Genomic DNA, 24,435 nt, shown 5'->3' on the forward strand with positions numbered 1-24,435 from the left:
ATACACAAACGCTCGAATCCCATCCCCGTGTCCACGTGATGACTGGGTAAATTCTCCAAACTACCATCAGCCTTACGGTTATACTGCATAAACACCAGATTCCAGATCTCGATCACTAACGGGTTATCCTTATTCACTAGTTCACGCCCCGGTTTCAATGCCCGTTCTGCCTCTGGGCGCAAGTCTATGTGAATCTCCGAACAAGGTCCGCAAGGTCCCATATCTCCCATTTCCCAGAAATTATCTTTTTTATTCCCGTACAGAATCCGATCTTCAGGCAAGTACAATTTCCAATACTCCAACGCCTCTTTATCTTCTTCCAAACGATCATCCTTACTTCCCTCAAAAACGGTTGCATACAATCGATTTTTATCCAATCCCATCTCTCCCGTAAGGAACTCCCAAGCGTAAGCAATCGCCTCCTTCTTGAAATAATCACCGAACGACCAGTTACCCAACATCTCGAACATCGTGTGATGATAGGTATCATGTCCCACCTCCTCCAAATCATTGTGCTTTCCGGAAACACGCAAACACTTCTGGGAATCCGCCACCCGAGTTGCTTTCGGACGCACATTTCCTAGAATTATATCTTTAAATTGATTCATTCCGGCATTCGTGAACATCAAGGTCGGGTCCCCTTTGATCACCATCGGTGCCGATGGTACTATTGTATGTGATTTCTTCTCAAAAAAATCTAAAAATCTCTGTCTGATTTCTGCTGATTTCATACCTTCTAAATTTAAAAATGACATACGCAGATTCTGTCTTTCACTCTCTATCAACTCCATGCTTATTGCCCTAATCCTCGCTCGAAAAGAAATTCAGCTCCCTTTTTGACATCCTTCCTACCAAGCGCATTTCAACCGGGATTATCATGCTATCACTTTGATCTGCCTTGTTTACCAAGTTGCAAATTTAGATTATTTCTTTAACTTTGCATCGCAAACACTATTTTTTATTAGTAACTATGCGAAAAGCAGGGTATCATTTTAATTCGGACACATTATCTTTTGATAAAATAGAATCATCTTTAAGAAAAAGGCTTTGGAGATTATTCAAGAAATTCTTTTCTAGTTTCTCCTTGGCTATTGTCATGCTATACTTGGTATATGCTTTCATTGATTCCCCGAAAGAAAAACTTTTAAAACGGAAATACGAGGAAGTTCTCACTCAATATAGTTTATTAAGTAACAAGGTAGAACACCTGGATAACGTCTTAAAAGATATGGAATCCCGGGATGATAACATTTATCGGGTGATCTTCGAAACCGACCCGATCCCGTCATCCATTCGCCGGGCAGGTTCCGGAGGGGTCGACCAGTACGAACATCTGAGACAAATCGACAACGCGGATCTGATTATCGGAACAGCCAAGAAAATAGATGAATTATCAAAAGCAATCTATATTCAAAGTAAATCCTTTGACAAGATTGAAGAACTGGCCAAAAACAAAATCGACATGTTAGCCTCCATTCCGGCTATCCTTCCGGTATCGTTGAAAGACAAAAATACACATCAGGTAACATCTTCATTCGGCTATCGGATGCATCCCATCTACAAAACCCCAAAATTCCATGCAGGCATGGACTTCACGGGTACTATCGGGACCCCGATCTATGCAACTGGCAACGGTGTAGTTATCGAAAGTAAATTTGATAAGGGATATGGCCGTCACGTGGTTATCGACCACGGATTCAGTTACAAAACGCTATATGCCCACATGGATAAAATCCTGGCTAAAAAAGGCCAAAAAATCAAGCGAGGGGACGTTATCGGATATTTGGGCAACACCGGACTATCCACGGGACCTCACCTACACTATGAAGTACGGAAAAATGACAAGCCGATAGATCCCATAAACTTTTATTTCAACGATCTCACCCCCGACGAGTTCGAGTTGTTAGTGGAGACCGCAAATAACACGGGACAAAGCATGGACTGATCCAATTTAAATTTTAGATTTAGAGATTCTAAATGAATGTATAACACCGAAAAACGAAACTTGAAAAGCTAATTTTCAATTTTCAATTTTCAATTTTCAATTAAACATGGTGGCTGAAGAATCATTAAAGTTGTATTATTCTATCGGAGAAGTAGCCGAGATGTTCGGAGTCAACACGTCATTGATCCGGTTCTGGGAAAAAGAATTCGACGTGATTAAACCTCACAAAAATAAAAAAGGGAACCGTCAATTTACGAAAGCGGATGTCGATAATTTCCATCTGATCTACCATCTAGTCAAGGAAAAAGGAATGACACTAAAAGGAGCCCAGCAACAACTCAAGAACCGGAAAGACGAAACGGAATTACACTTTGAGGTGATAAAACGCCTGAAAGGAATTAAGGAAGAATTGTTATCCATCAAAAGCCAGCTACCGTAATAATTTAGATTTTAAATTTTAAATTCTAAATTTTAAATTCCAAATATGTATATAAAAGAGATTATTTCGCTCATAGAAGCCTATGCCCCGTTAAAACTTCAGGCAAGTTTCGATAATTCCGGATTACTTTGCGGGGACCCGGAACGGGAATTAACATCCATACTACTATGTATTGATGTCACCGAAGAGGTTGTAAAGGAAGCGATTGATAAGGGACACAATTTAATTATTTCCCACCATCCACTCATTTTCAGCGGGCTAAAACATATTACTCCGGCAACTTACGTGGAGCGCTGCGTGATTGATGCCATCAAACACGACATCACTATTTACGCTGCACACACGAACATGGACGTGGTTGCCAACGGTGTAAGCGGACGTATGGCAGATAAACTCGACCTGCACCATCGGCAGATTCTTCAACCGGAAGGAGACCCGGTGGCCGGTAACGGATTCGGGATTATCGGCGAGTTACTACAACCCGTTGAAAGCATGGCCTTTTTGCAGCAAGTAAAAGAAATATTCCGGTGTGATAGGCTACGTTACACAACACCTCATACATCCTCCATACAACGGGTTGCCGTTTGTGGTGGAGCCGGAGCCTCCTTTTTCAAGCAGGCCTTGGCCGGACAGGCCGACATATATATATCAGGGGATTTCAAATATCATGACTTTTTCCTCACGGAAAACCGCATTATGATTGCCGATATTGGCCATTACGAAAGCGAACAATTCACAAAAGAGATATTTTATGAGATACTTACAAAAAAAATATCTAAATTTGCGGTTCAGTTTTCTGAGATTAATACAAATCCGATTAAGTATTTATAATATATGGTGACGAATAACAATGAGAAAATGCAAGAACTGACAGTTGAAGAAAAACTGCAGAACCTGTATGAATTACAAAGAATTGACACCGAGATCGATAAAATCAAGACTCTACGGGGAGAATTACCGTTAGAAGTTCAAGACCTTGAAGACGAGATCGCGGGATTGGAAACACGTATCGAAAACTTGAAGGTTGAATTAGGCGAACTTGACAAAACCTCTTCCACTCGGAAAATGGACATCAAGAAAGCCGAAGAAGCGATCAAAAAATACAGTGAACAATTGGATAACGTTCGCAACAATCGCGAATACGATGCTTTAAGCAAGGAAATCGAATTCCAGAAACTGGAAATTGAATTACAGGAAAAGAGAATCCGGGAAGCTCAAAAAGCAAAAGCAGAAAAAGAAGCGCTAATGGAAGAATCCAAAAAGCGTTACGAAGACAAAGTATCTGACTTGGAGGCTAAAAAAGGTGAATTGAACGACATTATCAATGAAACTCACAAAGATGAAGAGTCTTTGCAAACCAAATCGGAAGAACTCGCAGCAACCATTGACGAACGTCTATTGACGGCATATCGCCGTATCCGCTCCAACGCTCGCAATGGATTAGCCGTTGTTACCGTTGACCGTGATGCGTGTGGTGGATGTTTCAACAAAATCCCGCCACAGAGACAATTAGACATCCGTTCTCGGAAGAAAATCATCGTCTGCGAGTACTGTGGTCGTATTCTCATCGATAAATACATCTGTGACTACGACGGTTCGCAACAAAAAGCAGACCTTGAAGCTCTCCTGGATGCACAAAAGAAAAAAGGAAGAAGACTTAGAAAGTCAGAAGAATAAAAAACAAGGCTGCTCGACAAAGCAGCCTTTTTACGAATATATAATTTTAATCTGAATTAAAATGATCCCAACAAACTATGATCCGCGAACGAGCGAAGAGAAATGGTATCAATACTGGTTGGAACACAGATTTTTCCATTCCACTGTTGATAAAAAGAGAACTCCGTATTGTATTGTAATCCCGCCACCTAACGTCACGGGAGTCCTGCACATGGGACACATGCTGAACAACACGATACAGGACGTACTCGTCAGACGCGCCCGTTTACTCGGTAAAAACGCTTGTTGGGTTCCGGGAACCGACCATGCCTCCATTGCCACGGAAGCCAAAGTGGTAGCCAAACTTAAAAGTGAAGGCATCGAGAAAAGGGACCTTTCCCGGGATGAGTTTTTAAAACACGCTTGGGCATGGACTGAAAAGCACGGGGGGATCATCCTCGAACAATTAAAGCGATTGGGTGCATCCTGCGATTGGGACAGAACCTGTTTTACAATGGACGAAGTCCGTTCTGCCAGCGTGATAAAGGTATTTATCGACCTGTATAACAAAGGACTTATCTATAAAGGAGTCCGGATGGTTAACTGGGACCCGTCGGCCAAAACAGCCGTATCCGATGAAGAAGTTGTTTACAAAGAGGAACACAGCAAATTATATTACCTACGTTACCGTATTGAAGGGACAGAGGACGAATATATCATCATTGCCACGACCCGCCCGGAAACTATCTTGGGTGATAGCGCCGTGTGCGTGAATCCCAATGACGAGCGTTTCCGTCATCTGGCCGGCAAGAAATGTATTGTCCCCTTGGTAAACCGGGTGATCCCGATTATTCAGGACGAATACGTAGATATGGAATTCGGTACCGGAGCATTAAAAATCACCCCGGCTCACGACATCAATGACTACGAAATCGGTTATAAACACCATCTTGAAACCATCGATATTTTCAATGACGATGGTACATTAAACGAGAATGCCCAGCTGTTCGTGGGTAAAGATCGTTTTGTTGTGCGTCAAGAAATCATTCCCGAACTGGAAAAAGCGGGTAACCTTGTAAAGATAGAAGACTACAATAATAAGGTAGGATATTCCGAGCGGACTAACGTGGTTATCGAACCCAAACTATCCATGCAATGGTTCTTAAAAATGAAGGAACTAGCCAAACCGGCCTTGGATGCCGTGATGAACGACAATATTCTCCTAACCCCGGCCAAATACAAGAACACGTATCGCTATTGGATGGAGAACGTGAAAGATTGGTGTATCAGCCGCCAATTATGGTGGGGACACCAGATTCCGGTATACTACTTACCGGATAGTAACGACTATGTGGTTGCCGCAACACCCACGGAAGCCGTACAACTGGTGAAGGAGAAATTCGGCAAAGACATCCCGGCTAACCAATTACGTCAAGATGAAGATTGTTTGGACACTTGGTTCTCTTCTTGGCTGTGGCCTATCTCCGTGTTCAACGGCATTTTGGAACCGGACAATGAAGATATTAACTATTACTACCCGACAAATGACCTAGTTTCCGGACCTGATATTCTGTTCTTCTGGATGGCAAGAATGATCATGGCCGGTTATGAATATCGCCACGAGAAACCGTTCTCGAACCTGTACCTCACGGGAATCGTTCGAGATAAACTGCATCGCAAGATGTCCAAATCTCTTGGTAACTCTCCGGACCCGATTGACCTGATTAACCAATATGGGGCTGACGGTGTACGGGTTGGTATGTTATTGTGCGCACCCGCCGGGGGAGACCTTCTTTTTGATGAAAGTCTTCCGGAACAAGGACGTAATTTCACGACTAAAATATGGAATGCATTCCGCCTAGTCAGCAACTGGAAAGTCGCAGACCTAGAACAACCCTTGCATTCTAAATTAGCTCTTGAATGGTTCGAACAATACTTGAACAAGTGCAAAGAAACCTTGAACACCCAATTCGAGCAATACCGGATCTCCGAGGCTCTTATGACCGTGTACACCGGATTCCGCGACGAGTTCTCTTCTTGGTTACTGGAAATCATCAAACCGGGATTCGAGCAACCGATTGACCGGATCACTTATAATAAGACCATTTACCTCTTCGAGGAAATGTTACAACTACTTCACCCGTTCATGCCGTTCATCACGGAAGAGATCTGGCAGAACTTAAGAGAGCGGAAAGACGGAGAAAGTATCATGGTTTCCGTGATGCCAATCCCCGGAAAATACGACGAAAACTTCTTGAATACCTTTGAAAACACGAAAGAAGTGATCGCCGGAATCCGCACGATTCGCAAGCAAAACAACATTGCCTTTAAGGATGCGATTTCTTTAAGAGTGAAAAGTAATGACCGCTACCCGCTACAATTCGAGAGTATTATCTGTAAAATGGGTAATATCCAAGATGTAGAAATGGTCAACGACACGGTAAAAGGAGCATGGAGCTTTATCTGCGACACGGTTGAATACTTCATCCCCGCTGTCGGAGAGGTCAACACAGAAGAAGTCAGAGCCAAACTGCAAGCTGATCTAGCTTACGCCCAAGGCTTCTTGGCATCCGTGATGAAAAAACTCTCGAACGAGAAGTTTGTCAGTGGAGCCCCGGCACAAGTTGTCGAGAACGAACGTAAGAAACAAGCTGATGCCGAAGCAAAAATCAAAGCCATTGAACAACAATTGGCAGAATTGAACTAAGGTATCATTCAAACATAATTCAAGCAGTCCGACAGCGGACTGCTTGTTTATAAAAAACATTGCCATGAGACCATTGATACTTTTACTATTCATCTTGAACACAGCCCTAATTATTTCATGTAACTCAAATCGGAATCGCTCGGGAAATAAACAAAAACCGGAACAATCCTTTCTGTTACACGGCCCAATACAAGAAAGCACGGCACCTAAAAATCTCACGGCATATTTCGATTCCTTACAACAACAAGGTTTCTTCATTCCCTATCACACAGATTCCACCGAGCAGCAAAAAGTCATACACACGGTAGCACTCCTACAAAAATACCAAATAGGAGAACGTAAATACTACCCGGCAGAAGAGGTTCAAGCAGCCTTGGAACTCATGCGACATGAATTAGGCTACCGCCAGAACCATCGGGGTGAAGAGCTGACAACCGAAGAAACAGGCTTCTTCTTCCGTTTTCTCGAACAAGCAGCCCGTCTATGTCCGGATGTACATTTATTAGCTGACGTAGCCTCTGCAGACCACAAAGTCGGAGTCATAAATTTTCAAGAATGGTCATACAACCCCTTGTATTCATTCCTCCTTTACGAGAACGGTAAAGGAGGTTGGAACACCGTAGCCATTGATACCACCGGATACGTAAAGATCGAGAAGATATTCACCTTACAAAAGGACGGACAAACCTACTATCTTCTTTCCAACAACTTCCAACTACTCGGCTTTTCACAATTCATTTTTATGATTGAAAACGGGATCGCCTCATTATTCCAAGGCAAACAATATGAGGAATCTATAAACCAATGGTGTGAATTCTACCCGGAAGACGCAACCATCATCTTCAATCCTCAAAAGATATGTTGGAACTTCTGCCATAAAGTCGGAGAACATTACCAGCAAATCGAAGGTACAAAAACGCTTTATTTAGAACTTGCTAAAGAACAGTCATATTTTCATGTAGAATAGTTTAATTATTAATTTTCCGTTTTTTTAAAAGTGATCCCAAAGGCATTAATATCGGCATAAAGAATACCAAAGCTATAATCGAAAATAATAGCCCACCGATTGTACCGATCGCAAATGAAAACCAAAACTCTTCTGCTTTCGGCCCATCAATCAAAAATGGGACCAAGCCAAGTACCGTTGAAAACTATCACTTTGTCCGGGAGCAAAGATAGTTCAAGTAATGATATGAAGCAGAGTATTCACAACAAGCAAACAATAAAACATTGCGATATCAAACTCACATTATATTTTAGCACTTTAAATAACATGAGTTCGATATAAGAATAAATTTATATCTCTGAATAATAAAAAATAGACTTATTAAACGGCCCACTATTCACGCTCCAGTTCCGCCTTGATCTCATTTATCACGCTTTGAGGCCGCAACGGATATTCCAATACCCTACTCGTCACGTTCCCGGCCTTATCTATAATTTTATACGTTGGGTATCCGCGTACCTTCATCTTCTCGATGATCATCTGCTGTTGTAGAGGTGGTAAATTATAATGCACAATATTTTTTCCCGTAAGATCAAATTCTTTGATAACATTTTTCCACGCCTCTTCCGGTGAGCTATAAGCAAAATACATAAATACCACTTTCTCGTTCTCGAACACCTTCTCAATGTCACCCATCAACGCCAACATATTCTTACAAGGTTCACACCACGATCCCCAGAAATCGAACAAAATCACATTTCCTCGATAAGGTTCAATCAACGCCTGCCAAAGAGAATCGGCATTCGAAATATGACTAAATTGCCCAACATCAATCAGACTCGCCTCGTAAGCTAATTTCTTACTAGCAATCTTCTGGTAAACAGCACTAGTCTCCTTCACCTTCCGGTTCAATATAGGATTCGAAATTCTAGCATCTGCCAATTTCATCATTCCCGGTAACAATGGCTTATGATCATACTCCATTCCTGTCATAAACAATTGTGCATAGCAAAGTTCTTTCAATAAAGGATCGGGTACCAGCGTGTCATAGAGTAACAACTCGTATTCCCGGGTGATAACTTCCTCCTGTTCCCGCACTTCCGGCATGGAGCGATAGGCATTCAATTTACCATAAAGCATAGAATTACCCGCTACTACCGCCTGAAACGCATTTGTATCCGTAGTTTGCTGCCGACTTAAGTCCAAAATTTTTCGGTTGATATTTTCACAAGTTGCTATATCTTCTGTTGTCAATTCCTCAAACCTTCCGCCCTCCTTCAATCTTCTTAACGCCTCATAAAAACGATCATCGGGGATATAAGCCATCCCCATCCCCTCAACATACCTAAACTTCTGCTGATCCACGTAACCGGTATAATCTCGCAAAAATGTTGAGTAACGTTGAGTTATAAAATAACATAAAGGTTCATTTACCGAAAAATGAGCGTTCACATACTCCATGTATTCAGGCTCAAACTGTTGTCGCCTACCTAGATTAAACCGATTTTGCATCAACGTCGCCGCAAAATAGTATTTCCATTCATTTTCTATCGCCTCCCTGCATCTCTTTGAAAGATTCGGATATTTCCCACAAATAGAATCGAAACATGCCACCGACTTCAAATAATCTGCCTCAGCCAAGCGCAAGAACTCCATATCCGAACGGGCAATTTCCCTCAACTCGTACATATCTCTCATCCATAACGGATAAGGGAAACACGTGTACTCCTGATGAAAACGAGCATTCTTCCCCATGAATAACACATCCTTTTTCCCGTTAATCATCTCTTCCTTCGACACATTCGGAACCGTTTTCCAGTCCGAAGCATCCGCATATAACAAAACCGTCTCCCCCGGCTCAACAATAATATTTTTCCACATCCGTCCCCATGCCAACACAACTCGCTGAGGCGCACTCACGGTAAAACGAAGTGTAAATCGCCCGGAAGAATCGATTGGAGCAACGATTTCTCCTCCATCCTCTTCCAACAATTCATCATAGCTACAAGTAAACGTGTACTTCCGCAACGCCGGATGTGTCACCTTATCAAGATTACGAATATAACCGCGTATCGTGACAGTATCAGTAATCACGAGAGGTTTTGAAAAGGAAACAGTATCAACTCCTACCCATGCGACAAAATTTTTACCATTACACGGCCGAAATTCTTCTGCTTTTACACCATCACGTGCTATAAAAATATTCCCGTTCTTCCCCTGCTTAATCTTGAGTGCTATCGCCTGATCGCCATTTTCCAGTACAACCTCCATCCGTTTTTTTCCGCATTCCACTCGTTTATATTTCCAGAAATCAGAACATGCAACAGCCCCATCTTCATAAAAACCATACTCCCAAGCTCCCGTTCCGGAATTCGCCCAGTTACCCCAAAAATTACTGTTTACAACTTCTTGCCCCACAACTACCGAGGGAATCACAAACAGCACAAGAAAGACCAGTTTTAAATAATTCATACATTACATTTTTGTTGTTCCTTCACTCGAAATCATCCGAGTGAAGGCTATAAAGGTAACAAATATATCTTTACCTTCGTTTGGGTTTCACTTTTAAATCCGGGTGACGCATATCATACACCTTTTTCCCGTATTCCGGAGTGGCAACCAAATCGGCAGGGATTTGCTTTCCTTCTTCCAAAGCTCGTTTCAACAGGTATTCCAAACCCTGCACGTAATAAAAATGAGGCATGGCATCATCCCGATCATACATATTATAAGCGACATATCTCAATCCTCGAACTTTGTTTACCAACGTTTCATAAGGCAATTCTTTATCTGTATATTCCGGGGATACTCGCACATAAAATGCAAGTAATTTCACGAACTTATGCTGGTCGATCGACGGATCTGCTTTCAAACGCTCGACTTCGGCAAATGCCTCATCATACTTTTTCTGATTAAAAAGATCGGTCATCACACGCATCTTGATATTAAAATCTTTTCCCTCGAAATCACATAACTCCTTTATAAACTGAACCGGGGCATAAGAGGTCGCCTCCATCAATTTCGTATCTACTTCCTTTTTACCGAATAATTCCGTGAATTGCGAATAATTATCAGAAACTTCCTTCACGTAAGGATTTTGATACCCGGTGATACATTTACAATACAACTTCCACACATCAGGCTCTGTTAATTTTGCCCCTTTAGAAATCAACTCATCAAAATATTTCTGAACCTCCCGACTTCCAGAAGACTTTTTATAACGGATATAATCTTTCAGAAAATCCAAATCATATTTTCCCTCAGCATACTTCTTATCCATGTACACAGAGCCTAATTTCGGGTTAATTCCCCCTTGAGCATCATAAAGAAAATCCTCTACCGGTTTGTTACTTCCACTCCGATGTACTATCTCTTGATTCTTCGGGTTTACAAAAATATAAGTCGGGTAAGAATTTACACCATAGCGTTTTGCCAGCTCCCGTCCCTCTCCTTTTTCAGCATCAATCTTCAGACAAACAAAGTTCTTATTATACACATCGCCTACCTGCGGAAGTACAAATACGGTCAACGACATGTTCAAGCACGGACCACACCATTCCGTGTAAAAGTCCACAAAAATCTTCTTTTTCTCTTTTTTCGCTAAAGCAATAGCCTCATCCCACGTTCCATGAAAAAAGCGAATTCCGCTTTCCTGCGCAGTAACAGGAAGCAGAATCGCTAAAAATAATAAATTCAGTATTATTTTTTTCATCTTTCAATTCTATTTTATGATTACCTTTTTAAATGCACGTGCTCTATAATAAGAAGTATTCTCTCTAACCTGCGTTACTTCCATATTGCTAGTGAAATTCATCATGTGGAAGCATTTTGTACCACTCGCATCAGTTACCGTTGATGAAAGATATGCATCCAATTTATTGGTATTCACCACACTTTCTCCTCCAATCTCTTGCAACTTCTCATTTATCAACGTCAACTTGCCACTGATTGCCTGCAATTCATTGAAAGCGGGAAGATACCAACCGCCTACCCCTTTATACTCGTATTGGGCAGCCCAGATCAATCCGCTCTGGATATTGTTCAAAGGTTTTGACAGGGTGGCATTTTGCTGCACGTGTAACAACGTGTTATTTTCTCCATCATCATAATCCGGAGTAATAAAATTCGTACCGAAATCACCAAAATTAATCGTTTGATAACTTCCTTGTGTGGTAACTTCCTGTAAATTGATAATTTTTGCTTCCCGGATATTCTTATTATTCACCCAACAAACCACACCTACGGGTTCAAATTTCTCGTTATAATAAATATCCCCCACTTCAAAATAGGTCTTCGGGGCGTTCAGATAGAACGGGATTTCACAACTTGCTGTTGCTTGATTACTCGTAACTGTGAAGGTGATCGTTCCTTCACGTTCAATATTCCCGAAATAATCAAGAGGGGCCGTCAACGTTAATTTCTTCCCTTCAATTCTAGGATTCCAACTTTGAGGGGCATCTATCGAAATTTCAGCACCTTCGCTGTAATTGAATGAGATTTCGAAAGTCTGATTACATTGGGCATCTATCTCCTTAATATTGGTTGACACAAATAAATTTGCGGGATTATAGTTCAAGGGGTGACTATTCATAAATTCCCACATATCATCCAAACATTTTCCGGCATTAATCCCGTGTCCGATACCAGCAAGCGAATAGATTTCGTAATCCGCTTTACCCCCACGCCAAGAACGAATCGTAACATCCGCATATCCTTCATACCTAGCCGTATCTATTTGCATATCAGATTCAAAATACCCACCAATCTCCCGAGCCCACTTGGTCATATTCGTGAGGACAGCACTATGCTGCACTATGTCATCTATCTCTCCGGCAAATACCCTCACGGGTACCGCACGACTCGGAAACGGCTCCACGGAAGCACTTTGTCCTGCACGAGGAGTAATCGCAGCAAACACATCCGACCTATGCAATGCCAACGTGAAAGAAAATATGGCACCACTCGACTGTCCCGTGGAATAAATCCGGTTGGGATCCACCCGCGGCTCATTGTCTTGGGTAAAATATTTCACCATGGCATCCACGAACGGAAGACTCTTCGTGTAACCATCCCCGGCCCAGTTCACCGCACCACTGGTATCGGCCTCATTGCTAATCTCTACCGATCCCGCGGGATAACAGATAACAATATTCTCCTTGATCGCCTTTTGACATAAGAAATTTGCTTCCGAAATATTAGCGAGCGGATCCGCAATTTCATCCGGTCCGTCAAACTCATAACTTCCATGGAACTCGAAAATCAAGGAAATCGGTTTATCGGGACTCAACGTCACAGGCATGAAATACTTGAATCTCCGCTCGACCAAACTATCCCCCTGCTGTACCATTAACTTCACCAAATGCATACCGGGAACAAGTTGTCCCTCGGGAAGGAGAGTATCTTTTTTCGTCGTGTCAACAGGAACCTCATCCACATTCACGTCTTCCTTATCTTGGGACAAGTAAGCACTCGTGTCGTCCGTACAGGAAAACATGGCAATAAAAGAAATCAATATAAATAAAATCCAATATTTTCTCATAACTCAAAATCTTTATAACTTAAATGTTATCTTTTAAAGTAACCCCGTCTTGTAAACACCCGTTACGCCAATACGTCTGGTATTTAATCTCCACATCCACGGGAATTCCAGCGATACCACGGGCTGATTTAGCCTCATTGTATTTGATTTGTTTATTGGAAACATCCAAATCAAAATAGAGGATATCCCCCATCAGCTCATCGGTCATGGCTTCTGCATCCGTGCCATAACGAGACACACCCAACAACAACGTTTTCTCGCTACGAGACACGCACACATCCGTGATAACGGCATTAGCATCGTAGCCGTATTGAGTCAAGTCGAACAACTTATGACTATTCCCCGGAACAACATTTCCCAACATATCACTAATCGTATAGCAATACACCGCATTCCCGACCGTGAAATACAAATGATCAACATAATTGGGGACATAGAACTTCGAGGAACTCGTGATAACTCCCCCGCTAACCTCTTTCACCAAGGCTTTCGTGCGAACCTTACCTCCAATTCCAATACCCGGACCATTTTCAAGCATCACCAAACGCGTCTGTGTGCCGTTATTCAAAATCGCCAAACAACGATTGTTCGGACTCAAATTGGTCGCACTTCCCCATATCAACTCATAACCAGCATACGTTGGAATAGGATCCACGTCTCTCCCTCCGTCACCTTCACGCATGAAACCACCGTCATAGAAAGTGAATTTCCCGTGAACCTTATCAAACATGATGAAATCTCCTTGCTTTCTCCCCATATCTCCATTAGGTCCCAGTTCACTATCAGACATATCATCCCAAAAACCGAAAGGACACAAATAACCACCATCATAACGACTCCCTATATTCGCCTTAAACGTCGCTTTAGCAGAAGTATTCGTAGCCGTGTAAACGGTAAACAACTCTCCCCCGGAAATTTCAAAAAAATACTCTCCTTTCTGGAATCCGCTTCCGTACGGATTTGTTCTCCAAAAAGAAACCGAAGAGGCCATAAATTGCGTTTGATAAATAAACCCATCCCCCTCATCTTCATCCTCCGGAGGCCAAGTAGCAATCCCCTTGTACGCCCCTGCCGTTAAATAAGGCATCACCGTATCCCTCATCATCGTGCTTTTATCCAAAAGAGAAGCCTGATCATCACACAACACCAACAAACGCCCCTGTGGACATGTCACCGGCCAACCTTGATTTGACTCCATATAAGTCAGCTGAAGTCGTTGAGGATTCATCCCCAGATTCTCTCCATAACGATCGGCATAATAATTCATAACCCAATTAGAAGGCTTGTCCAAACGTAAGTAAGAAAGCTCCGCACGTCCTTTATACTTGCTGAGCACGACAATCAAATCGGCCGCAGTAGAAGAACGGATACTCAAATTAAATGGAGTATAATATTGAACCCCCGTTTTCTTGTCCGTCACGATGTAACGACACTTTTTCTCTCCGGTAGTCAAGTTGATTCTCAAATTCAAATCTTGAGTTTCGGCAAGAATACTGCTTTGGATTTCCCACGCATACGTGAATCGAGAAGTATCGCTGTATTGCGTGCCCTGCAAAACGGGTACTATTTTTAAACTATCGTCCACATCCCGCACGTAATCACGTTCAATTCCCTCCACGTGCAACTCGTTAATATCCCGGTAACTATAATTTCCAAGATCATCATAACAAGCGGTTACTGCCAAACCGCCCAACAACATACTGAATAATGATGCGTGTACTTTTTTCATATTCGTCATTTTTCAATGTTTACTATTCTATAGGTTCCAAACCATTCATGGTAACTCGCATTCCCGTAACATCATCAATCACGACCGTATTTCTCAAATATCGATCCATACTATTAACGTAAGATTTAATTTCAGGAGAATTACGATCATAAGGAATACTTCCGTACGTAGCTAATTCCTCATCTCCAATCTCTTCGATAAGAAACTTCCATTTTTTCGGGTGGTAAAAACCAAATGAACCGGACAGACTCCCTTGCCACCACGTCGGCTCTGCCATAAAATCGTTAAAAACAATCTTTCGTTGAATCCCACCGTCCAATCCTAAAGCAAAATCATCCGTGGCCTCCAATTTCAACTCCAACCGTATATTCTCTCCTTCAGCATAATCCTTAGACAACGCCTCCCGAAGGACCACAATATACAACGTGTCCGTCAACTCGTTGGCACGGAACGTCTGCAGGCTATTAAAAGCCAAATAGTGTACGCCTTCTACAGCCGTGGTGGAATCAGCAACAATCGACACTTTATAGGTTCTATCTCTATCGGAACCATTTCCCAAATATTCTACGGGTAATTTCAACGTATCCTCTCTTACTTCGCTGGGTATAAGCCCGAAAGAAAATAACGTCGAATCGCTATAATTACGATTTCCATTCCAGTCAACGGTATAATGTTGAAACTGTATTCTATCCTTTCCTTGATAAGGATAATCAATATCTTGATCGCAACTCCATAATAGTGCGACACAACTCAATAAGAAATAATATGATAACCTATTCATTTTCATCTATATTTTAACGTTCATTCCGATTCCCTGATTCTATTTCCGCATCCGGTAAAGGGAATACGAAAATATCATCACTCGCCTCGATAGTTCCCGTGAGTCCTCCCGACAAATTCAATCTGTTGCGCTTATGCGCAAACCACATTTGCCCTTCTCCAATGTATTCGCGTCTCATCTCCTTAAATATATCTTCTCTCGATAAGTACATCCAATCGCCTGCTCCCTCTTGATTTCCCCTGATTCGATGCCTACGCAACATATTCACGTAACGTCTGGCCTCATCCGGATCCGTGTCGTAAGTACACTCGGCAATCAACAAATACATCTCGGAAAGCTTGATCAAGGGCACTTTCGTCGTAAATATACTGTTACTGTCGGGAACATATTTGATGAAATCAAAATCGACATACCATTTGGAGTAACGGAAATCATCCTGGTTCCCATCATATAAATTATAAGATCCCTCCATACGTAAAGCTGTTGTACCTCCGGAAGTTTCCTTAAAAATCGATTTCGTGTAGGTGCTTAACTCTTTATTACGAAGCGAAAAAATATGCTCGTCAGAGAACAACAAATCGACCATATTCTCACTCTGGTCAATACTCGTGGCCTCCAATAGACGGAACTTTCCACTATCAATCACCTCTTTGGCCTTGCTGACAGCAGCAACATATTCTCCGCGAGCCTGATAAGCGCGAGCCAACATGGCTTTCACCGAATACAAATTCATGCGAGCCACGTATTTATCCATCTCGTCTTTCGCAGCCTTATCCACCACATCACCTGCCGACGTTGAAGTTCTGATCATATAGGGAACGACATTCTGTATCGGATCGTTTTGCAAGCATTTTTCTGCTTCCAACAAATCGTTAATCACCAATTGCACCACCTCTTTCGTCGAATACATCGGGGGCAAAGAAACGCCAAACTCTTTATTATACGGGATTCCTTCCGCATTCTGCGCCCACTTCACATCAGGAGCGAACAAACGATAGAGATCGAAATGCAAGAAAGCCCTTAAAGCCAACGCCTCGCCACGAATTTGATTACGATCTGACTCGCTCAACACTCCCGCATTTTTATCTGCCCACTCCAATATACAGTTGGCTTGCGAAATACAAGAATACAAATTATTCCACATCCCACTGATAATCGAACGACATCCGCTATTCTCGTAATCATAGTCTTCCCAATACTCGTAAGTTGAATTGGAATTGTAATATTGAGCCAAGACATCAACATACTCCATGGTCAACCGTCCTCCGTACATACTAGACTTTGACATGCTACTGTAAACACCGGCAAGAGCTTCTTTAAAACCTTCTGCCGTATTGAATAATTTATCGTCATCCACTTTGTTGTCCAATTCCACATCCAACCAATCATTGCAGGAGGTCAGCGAAAACAACAATCCGATGAAAATATATAATATTCTCTTCATACCAATTGATTTTAAAATGTTAAGTTAAATCCTAAAGAAACAGTCCGTGCGAACGGGTAAGAAGTTCCTCTCTCCTCCTTTATCGTGGATATACGGAATACATCCGTCATGGAGAAGGTAAATTTACACCGTTCGATGAAAGTCTTTTTCAGCATGTCTCTCGGAATATCATACGTCAACGAAAGACTCGATAACTTCAAGAAGTTGCTCTTTTGCACCAAACGCGTAGACTGATAAACCGGGGTCTGGTCATCAATACGACGGAACATTGCCTTATCACCCGGTTTTTTCCAACGATCGTACAATACGCGGCGGTCCGCATTTTTCTTGGGATCAGCCCCCTCCACCTTCGTGGCAAGTGTTTGATTGAATTGTTTCGCTCCCATCTCGTAGCCGAAATTCATGTAGAGATTAAGACCTTTCCACGTCAAGTTACTATTAAAAAAACCTTGCAGCTTCGGGTTTGTATTTCCCACCTCCACTTTATCATTCGGATCATATTCAAAAGTCAAAGAACCATCACGTTTGATGTACACCTCGTTACCGGTTGCCGGATCGATACCCATAGAGCGCACCAACATCAACGCAGTTTGAGAACGTCCCACTTCATACATCCGGAACACCTCGCTACCCCCCTTGTTATTTTCTATATCCATCGCCTCCTGATTCATCGCCTTCATCGCATTGGAAAGTTTCCGAATCTTGTTCTCCTCGTGAGCCGCACTCAACGTAACGTTCCAACTCAAATCGTTTTGTCTATCGTTAATCAAATTCAACCGCAAACGAGCTTCAAATCCTTTGTTATCCAAAGAACCCATGTTTTCCGTATAAGATGTGAATCCGGTTGAAGGAGCCACGTCGATATTAAGCAAAAGATTCTCTGTTCGTTCCAAATAAGCATCAAAATTCAAGGTGATGATATTTCTCCACACGCTCATGTCTAAACCGACATTATATTTCAACACATTTTGCCATTTCAATGCCGGATTACCGTAAGCATTAACAACAGCACCATAGATTCCGTTATACTCGTTATCACTATTATACGTGAATCGAGTTAAGGCTTGATCGGCAGAGAAATTGGTGGAACCCGTACTTCCTACAGAGGCACGCAGTTTCGTGTAACCGCTCCCCGTCCAGAAATTCTCTTGATTAATATTCCATGCCGCACCGACAGACCAGAAAGGAGCAAAACGAGATTTACGTCCGAAACGACTGGAACCGTCAGTTCGATACGTCACATCAAGAATGTAACGATTATCCCAGTTCATATTGGCATTCCCAAAAAAGCCTACCAACCTCGACTTATCAAAATACCCGGTCGGTTTTGAATTTTTCTGGAATTGCAAAGCGTACGACGGATAAATCAACTTGTCGTTCAAGAAACCGGTCGCCACATACCCGTCATCCGTAGATTTTGAAGTCTGCAATTCCGTTCCAAGACCAAGACTGAAATAAAGTTTATCAAAAAAATTGTTATTATAGTTTACCGTAAGACTACCCTCCAAATCAACACTATTACCATTGCTTATCGTATAACTTCCTTTTTCTGACGCATCCGTTTTCCCCTCGAACTCAACAGATTCCGGTGACAAGTAAGCCTCATCACGATCCGTTTGTTTCGTAATGGCAATATTTCCCCGGAACATCAAGTGAGAGTTTGCCCACCACTGCAATTGAAAGTTATCGCGGATTTGGGTGTACTTCTCATAAGAGAAATTAGGTAACAACGAATTCACTAAAACGTTACGCACGACCGTCCCGTTCGCATCAAATTCCCGAATCATCTCTCCCGTTTCGGCATCGTAAATACGCTCATACGGGTTCATTTGAGCGTATTGATAAAACGCCCCGTAAGGAGAATTCGTCGCTTTCACATCATCAATAATCACATCATTCCGCGCAATCAATTTACCAGCGATGTCATAACTAAAATAAACGCTAATGCCATATTTCTCGCGTCCTGATTTTTTCATCACACCCTTGTCATTATCATATTTCAAGTTGACCCCGTAACGGAAATGCTCGTCACCCCCCTCCAAGAATGCACTGTATCGCTGATTCACTGAAGTTCTCAACGGTTGTGACAACCAATACGTGTTGACACCCCGTTCGATTTCCATCAAAACATCATTATACATGATATCTTTCTGTGCTTGCCCATCATAACTGTTAGCCTTATACACGCCTGCAAGACGCTCGTACTCCAGTTTCTCGCGAGCTTCCATCAAATTATACGAGCGAAGATCCGGAATCGAGATATTGAAATTACCGTTCAACGTCACCTTGATTTCCCCGGCTTGCGGACGAACCGTCGTGATCAAAATAACCCCATTCGCACCCCGAGATCCATACAACGATGTTGCGGAAGCATCTTTCAAAATAGAAAATGCCGCAATACGGTTCATATCCATATCATACACTGTTTGGGCCGACACCTCGATTCCGTCCATAATATAAAGCGGGGCATTGGGATCCGTCCGGGAATCGTCCGCTTCACTACGTAAATCGAATCCTTTCTGACCGCGCACTGTAATTTCTGGCATACGGTTCGGGTCACTACCGAACTCATTATTTTCCAACGTACGAACACCCGGGTCGAAAGCTGAAATCGCCTGCAACAAGTTCAAAGAACCTACCTTACGAAGTTCCTCTCCTTCCACAACAACCTCCGAACCGGTTTGACTCACCTTCTTACGTTGGAAATACCCCGTGATTACGACGTCTTCCAACGCTTTCGTTTCCTCTTTCATCACCACGTCTATTTCCTTTTGGTTGGTATACGCCACTTCTTGCGTTTCCATCCCGACAAAAGAGAAGACCAGCGATACGTTCTTCTGATCAACCCACGACAACTCGTACTTTCCGTTCACGTCAGTCGAGGTTCCAATCGTGTTCGCCGTAGCACCCGGGATCTTCACTACCACGGTTACCCCGGGTAGAGGGCTTTTGGTTTCATCCGTCACCCGTCCTTTCACAGTCACTTTTTTTACAGGATCAGCGGCAATCGCCCGTTGTTTATCGACAACCACCAAGATCACCTCTCCCTCGAAAGTACACTTTAAAGAAGTCTTCGCAAAAACCTCTTCCAGCACCTTCTCTACGGCTTCACTTTCGGCTTTCACGTCAAAACGTGAAATACTCGCCACATCCTTGTCGTTGTAAACGAAACGCAACCCCGTCTGTTTCCAAATCTCTTGGAACAACGTACTCATGTCGCATTGTCGCAAATCCAACGTAACGACCTGCTTTTGTGAAAAACCACTAGCCGTGGCCCCAAACACGAAAACAAGCATACAAATCGTAAACACTCTCATGATTTTAAAAATTTGAGAAAATTTCACCCTAGATAAGGCATAAAGTCCTTTCCATTCCATAAATTTGTATTTGAACAATTAAACATTGAATAGACCCGGTATTTCCGGCCATCTATTCTTTTTACCAATTCAAGAGATGGAGATGTGCCACCATCTTCATCTTTTTTACATACACACTATTAATAATTACACATTATTTACAACTGATCACGACACTTTTTCCTTCTACCTGAAAACGAGCATCGGAAATCTTCTCAAAAAGAGTGAATAATTGATTCACATCCCCGTATCGGAATAAATTGCCGGACAAACGGATACCCCTCAACTCGTCATTCGTGTAGAACACATCCAGATTATACCAGATACTCAATTTGTCCATAATATCTTCCAGGGATTCACTTCTAAATATAAAATTCCCGTCTTTCCATGCCACATGAGGTAAAACATCCACTTCCGTCATGTACAGGTTACCATCTGTTTCCCGGTACTCACCCATCTGTCGGGGATGCAGATCGATCTCTCCCATTCTTCCTCGTAAATTTACACGTCCTTCCACCAACACGGTTTTCACGATACCTGCGGTATAAGCATTAACATTAAACTGGGTTCCCAAAACACTTATATCCAAATCGTTTACCTTGACAACGAACGGATGTTCCGGGTCTCCGACCACATCAAAATACGCCTCTCCTGCCAAGATAACTTCACGTTTCTTTCCCGTAAAATTGACCGGATAACGCAACTCGCTGAACGAATTCAACCACACCTTTGTCCCGTCACTCAATGTCAATTTAAACTCTCCCCCTTTAGGCACGACCACCCGATTATACAATACTTCCGAGCTACTTTCCCCCGCCGTAACATTATAAGTCATTCCCGCAACCGAATCAACATTGATACAAGTCCCATCTGCCTCCTTCAATTCTTGGGCATCCTTATCCACGCTCACAACCTGTCCGGATGCCATGTAAAGTATAGCCTGCGACTTCCCCGGCTGTATACCCTCCTGAACAAGTCGCATTTCCGGTTCCCCATCCCAGTATCGGAAAGCACCTCCCACGGCCAACAAGATAATAGCACAAGCGACACTCCTGTAAAAAACTCTCCGAAAATGTTGTTTCCGACGTAGCCGATCAAATTGAATAAAGTTCCCTTCGACCTTTTTCGATCTCTCCATCCAGCGCAACTCCAAATGAGTTTTTTGATAGGCCTGATAGTACTGACGATTTTCCTCGTTTGCCACAATCCACTCTTCCACTTTCTTCCGGTCCTCCGAGTCAAGTTCATTCAGTAAATAGCGCAATAAAAATGAATCCACATCCTCTTCAAATATCATAATTCGATCGATTAATGACATTTAGTAAAAGAGACTTGTTTAAAACTAAAGAAACTTGATTACTAAGTAGTAAGTATCATGCAAAAGACGAAAAATGCAAATAATTAAGAGTATTATTAAACGATCGTTAAATAATACACGATCCATATTCTATATATAATACAGATTCAAAAGGAAAGTCATTGAATGGGAAACATTATTTAACACATTAAAATAAGGTGCCATTCACGAGATCACGCTTTGGCTACTGATTTACAACAAGACAGGCACAACCAATATATTAAAATACTTTCTTCCTTACCCGTAGTCTGTCTTAACTTTTTCAAGGCATTTACCAATAAAGTATTGACCGTTGCCACAGAAATATTCAACTCTGCCGCAACATCCTTATATCGCATACCTTTCAGGTATACACATTCAATTATGTCACGACTTCGGGAAGGTAATTTTTTGACTTCACGCTCTATCCGTTGAATAACCTCTTCTTCAATATTGTCATACTCCTCCCACGGTTTTTCAAGATGGGCAAAATCACAAACATACCGTACGGGATCAACTTTCACTTTAGCATTTAACGCCAAATTACGAATAGAAACAAAAAGATAAGATCGTAACGTTGAAGGTTCCAATTTTTCTCCGATCCGTTTTTCCCACAATTTAATCAGAAAATCCTGAACCAAATCCTCCGACCGGGAAACATCGTTCAAAAAAGTATCCCCCCACACAACCAAAGGCTTATAATATTCCTCGAAAAGGAATTCCATCCCTTTCGCATCCTTATTTTTCAGCAAATCACATATCTGAACATCCTTCTGTTGCATATTTTCACGTTCACTTTGGCACAAAGGTATAAAATATTCTCTTTACATCATATCAACAAATGTAAACAAGCACGTAATAAAACATTGCAAATATCAAATCCGTATTATATTTTAGCACTTAAAATATAACCGTTCAATTATTCAGCTTATGAAAAGAACAATTTTACGCCTTACGTTCATTGTAGGGATCGTTCTGCTTTTCTTCCGATGCGCCACCGTGCCGCTTACGGGAAGACACCAACTTATCCTATTCCCGGAAGACCAAATGGTCTCCATGAGTTTAACCTCATACAGTAGCTTTTTAAAGGAAAACAAGCTATCCACCGATGCCGTCAATAAACAACGGATCAAAAATGTCGGGGCAAAGATCTCGAAAGCCGTTGAACAATATCTCGCGGCCAACGGGCTGCAAGACCAGATTGCCAATTTCCAATGGGAATTCAACCTCGTGGCCAGCAACGAACCCAACGCATGGTGTATGCCGGGAGGTAAGGTCGTTTTCTACGAGGGGATATTACCCTACTGTCAGAATGACGCGGGAATCGCTGTCGTCATGGGGCACGAGATCGCCCACGCCGTGGCTCACCACAGCAACGAGCGCATGAGCCAGCAGGCACTCATACAATACGGGCAGGCCGCTGCCACCGAAATCCTTGGTCACGATCAAAGTGACGCGAGAAAAGCCATCTTGGCTGCCGCGATAGGTATGGGAACCAACGTGGGAATCACACTCCCCTTCTCCCGTAAACACGAGTACGAGGCGGATCACTTGGGACTGATTTTCATGGCTATGGCCGGCTACGACCCGTATGAGGCTGTCGCTTTCTGGACCCGTATGGCAAACGCATCAACAGGCAAGCAGCCCGAATTCCTATCCACTCACCCTGCCGACACAAAACGGATTGCCAAACTAAAAGAGGCCATCCCGGAAGCGTTGAAATACAAGAAAAACTAGAGCAACAACAAACGGGAAACAAACCATGAATGACAAGAACAAGGCATTAATTTACCCTTTCCCGTCATTTTCAAGGAGAAAATTTCTACTTTTGTTGAATCATATCAATAAAGCATTATAGTATCATGGAAAACAAGTTAACGATATACAACACGTTAAGTCGAAAAAAAGAGTTATTTGAACCCATTAACCCGCCTTTCGTAGGATTATATGTTTGTGGACCGACCGTATACGGGGACGCTCATCTGGGCCATGCCCGTCCGGCAATCACCTTTGACTTGTTATTCCGTTATCTTAAATTCATGGGATACCGGGTAAGATACGTCCGCAACATCACTGACGTGGGGCACCTCGTGAATGATGCGGATGAGGGAGAAGACAAGATCGCCAAGAAAGCCAAACTGGAACAATTGGAACCGATGGAAGTGGTACAATTCTACTCGAACCGTTACCACAAAAACATGGAGCAACTGAACACGCTGCCCCCCAGCATCGAGCCACACGCATCTGGTCACATTATCGAACAACAGGAATTAATCAAGCAGATCATCGAAAACGGTTTTGCCTACGAAAGCGAGGGAAATATCTATTTCGACGTGGAACGCTATAACCAAAAATATCACTATGGTAAACTATCCGGTCGTAAAATCGATGAATTGTTTGCCAACACGAGAGAACTGAGCGGACAACAGGAAAAACGTAACCCGTTTGATTTCGCTTTGTGGAAAAAGGCCTCCCCGGAACATATCATGCGTTGGCCCTCACCTTGGGGTGTAGGATTCCCGGGCTGGCACCTTGAATGTTCCTGCATGAGTCAGAA

General features: G+C 42.5%; 18 protein-coding genes. 8 read left to right on the top strand and 10 right to left on the bottom strand.

Annotation, left to right across the window (positions count from 1 at the left end; genetic code table 11):
• The coding region (locus AB5542_RS09630) for an alanine--tRNA ligase-related protein (RefSeq protein WP_368243044.1) at window positions 1-731 on the bottom strand (731 nt) is incomplete at its 3' end.
• Window positions 732-970: 239 nt separating this feature from the next.
• On the opposite strand from AB5542_RS09630, the gene AB5542_RS09635 reads away from it, so the two are divergent.
• From AB5542_RS09635 to AB5542_RS09660, 6 genes are all read left to right on the top strand, one after another.
• Window positions 971-1,945: a M23 family metallopeptidase gene (locus tag AB5542_RS09635; RefSeq protein ID WP_027200388.1), complete on the top strand. Its 975-nt coding sequence runs from the start codon at window positions 971-973 to the stop codon at window positions 1,943-1,945.
• Between the two features lie 106 nt (window positions 1,946-2,051).
• Window positions 2,052-2,384: a MerR family transcriptional regulator gene (locus tag AB5542_RS09640; RefSeq protein WP_118305347.1), complete on the top strand. Its 333-nt coding sequence runs from the start codon at window positions 2,052-2,054 to the stop codon at window positions 2,382-2,384.
• 45 nt (window positions 2,385-2,429) lie between these two features.
• Complete coding sequence (locus AB5542_RS09645; protein WP_279038543.1) at window positions 2,430-3,215, top strand: Nif3-like dinuclear metal center hexameric protein; 786 nt, start codon at window positions 2,430-2,432, stop codon at window positions 3,213-3,215.
• A gap of 3 nt (window positions 3,216-3,218) precedes the next feature.
• Window positions 3,219-4,061, top strand: coding sequence for a zinc ribbon domain-containing protein (locus tag AB5542_RS09650; protein ID WP_087419705.1), 843 nt, complete (start codon window positions 3,219-3,221; stop codon window positions 4,059-4,061).
• Between the two features lie 61 nt (window positions 4,062-4,122).
• On the top strand, window positions 4,123-6,747 hold the full coding sequence (locus tag AB5542_RS09655; protein ID WP_279038544.1) for a valine--tRNA ligase: 2,625 nt from the start codon (window positions 4,123-4,125) through the stop codon (window positions 6,745-6,747).
• 64 nt (window positions 6,748-6,811) lie between these two features.
• A complete protein-coding gene (locus AB5542_RS09660; RefSeq protein ID WP_279038545.1) occupies window positions 6,812-7,714 on the top strand; it encodes a hypothetical protein in 903 nt (300 codons plus the stop codon).
• Between the two features lie 372 nt (window positions 7,715-8,086).
• Here the strand turns inward: AB5542_RS09660 and AB5542_RS09665 are convergent, their stop codons facing one another.
• The 9 genes from AB5542_RS09665 to AB5542_RS09705 all read right to left on the bottom strand — a co-directional run bounded on the left by AB5542_RS09665 (window position 8,087) and on the right by AB5542_RS09705 (window position 22,660).
• The gene (locus tag AB5542_RS09665; RefSeq protein ID WP_279038546.1) at window positions 8,087-10,165 is read right to left on the bottom strand and encodes a TlpA family protein disulfide reductase; all 2,079 of its coding nucleotides are present in this window, start codon (window positions 10,163-10,165) and stop codon (window positions 8,087-8,089) included.
• A gap of 70 nt (window positions 10,166-10,235) precedes the next feature.
• Window positions 10,236-11,405 carry a thioredoxin family protein gene (locus tag AB5542_RS09670; RefSeq protein ID WP_279038547.1) on the bottom strand — a complete coding sequence of 390 codons (1,170 nt, stop codon included), beginning with the start codon at window positions 11,403-11,405 and terminating at the stop codon, window positions 10,236-10,238.
• 9 nt (window positions 11,406-11,414) lie between these two features.
• The gene (locus tag AB5542_RS09675) at window positions 11,415-13,232 is read right to left on the bottom strand and encodes an alpha/beta hydrolase family esterase (protein WP_279038548.1); all 1,818 of its coding nucleotides are present in this window, start codon (window positions 13,230-13,232) and stop codon (window positions 11,415-11,417) included.
• 19 nt (window positions 13,233-13,251) lie between these two features.
• Entirely contained in the window at window positions 13,252-14,961 is a 1,710-nt protein-coding gene (locus AB5542_RS09680; RefSeq protein WP_158572046.1) for a PKD-like family lipoprotein, read from the bottom strand.
• 22 nt (window positions 14,962-14,983) lie between these two features.
• Window positions 14,984-15,742 carry a DUF4843 domain-containing protein gene (locus tag AB5542_RS09685; protein ID WP_158572047.1) on the bottom strand — a complete coding sequence of 253 codons (759 nt, stop codon included), beginning with the start codon at window positions 15,740-15,742 and terminating at the stop codon, window positions 14,984-14,986.
• Between the two features lie 13 nt (window positions 15,743-15,755).
• Window positions 15,756-17,186 carry a RagB/SusD family nutrient uptake outer membrane protein gene (locus AB5542_RS09690; RefSeq protein ID WP_279038549.1) on the bottom strand — a complete coding sequence of 477 codons (1,431 nt, stop codon included), beginning with the start codon at window positions 17,184-17,186 and terminating at the stop codon, window positions 15,756-15,758.
• Between the two features lie 11 nt (window positions 17,187-17,197).
• Window positions 17,198-20,563, bottom strand: a complete 3,366-nt coding sequence (locus AB5542_RS09695; protein ID WP_279038550.1) for a SusC/RagA family TonB-linked outer membrane protein — start codon at window positions 20,561-20,563, stop codon at window positions 17,198-17,200.
• 133 nt (window positions 20,564-20,696) lie between these two features.
• A complete protein-coding gene (locus tag AB5542_RS09700; RefSeq protein ID WP_279038551.1) occupies window positions 20,697-21,839 on the bottom strand; it encodes a FecR domain-containing protein in 1,143 nt (380 codons plus the stop codon).
• A gap of 233 nt (window positions 21,840-22,072) precedes the next feature.
• Window positions 22,073-22,660, bottom strand: coding sequence for an RNA polymerase sigma factor (locus tag AB5542_RS09705; RefSeq protein WP_118260923.1), 588 nt, complete (start codon window positions 22,658-22,660; stop codon window positions 22,073-22,075).
• A gap of 148 nt (window positions 22,661-22,808) precedes the next feature.
• Between AB5542_RS09705 and AB5542_RS09710 the strand changes: the two genes are divergently transcribed.
• Window positions 22,809-23,615, top strand: coding sequence for a M48 family metallopeptidase (locus tag AB5542_RS09710; protein ID WP_279038552.1), 807 nt, complete (start codon window positions 22,809-22,811; stop codon window positions 23,613-23,615).
• 125 nt (window positions 23,616-23,740) lie between these two features.
• A partial coding sequence (locus tag AB5542_RS09715) for a class I tRNA ligase family protein (protein WP_368243045.1) occupies window positions 23,741-24,435 on the top strand: 695 nt, incomplete at its 3' end.

It is taken from the genome of Butyricimonas sp. RTP31003st1_G1_RTP31003_210430, from assembly GCF_040920905.1.
Taxonomy (GTDB): Bacteria; Bacteroidota; Bacteroidia; order Bacteroidales; family Marinifilaceae; genus Butyricimonas; species Butyricimonas paravirosa.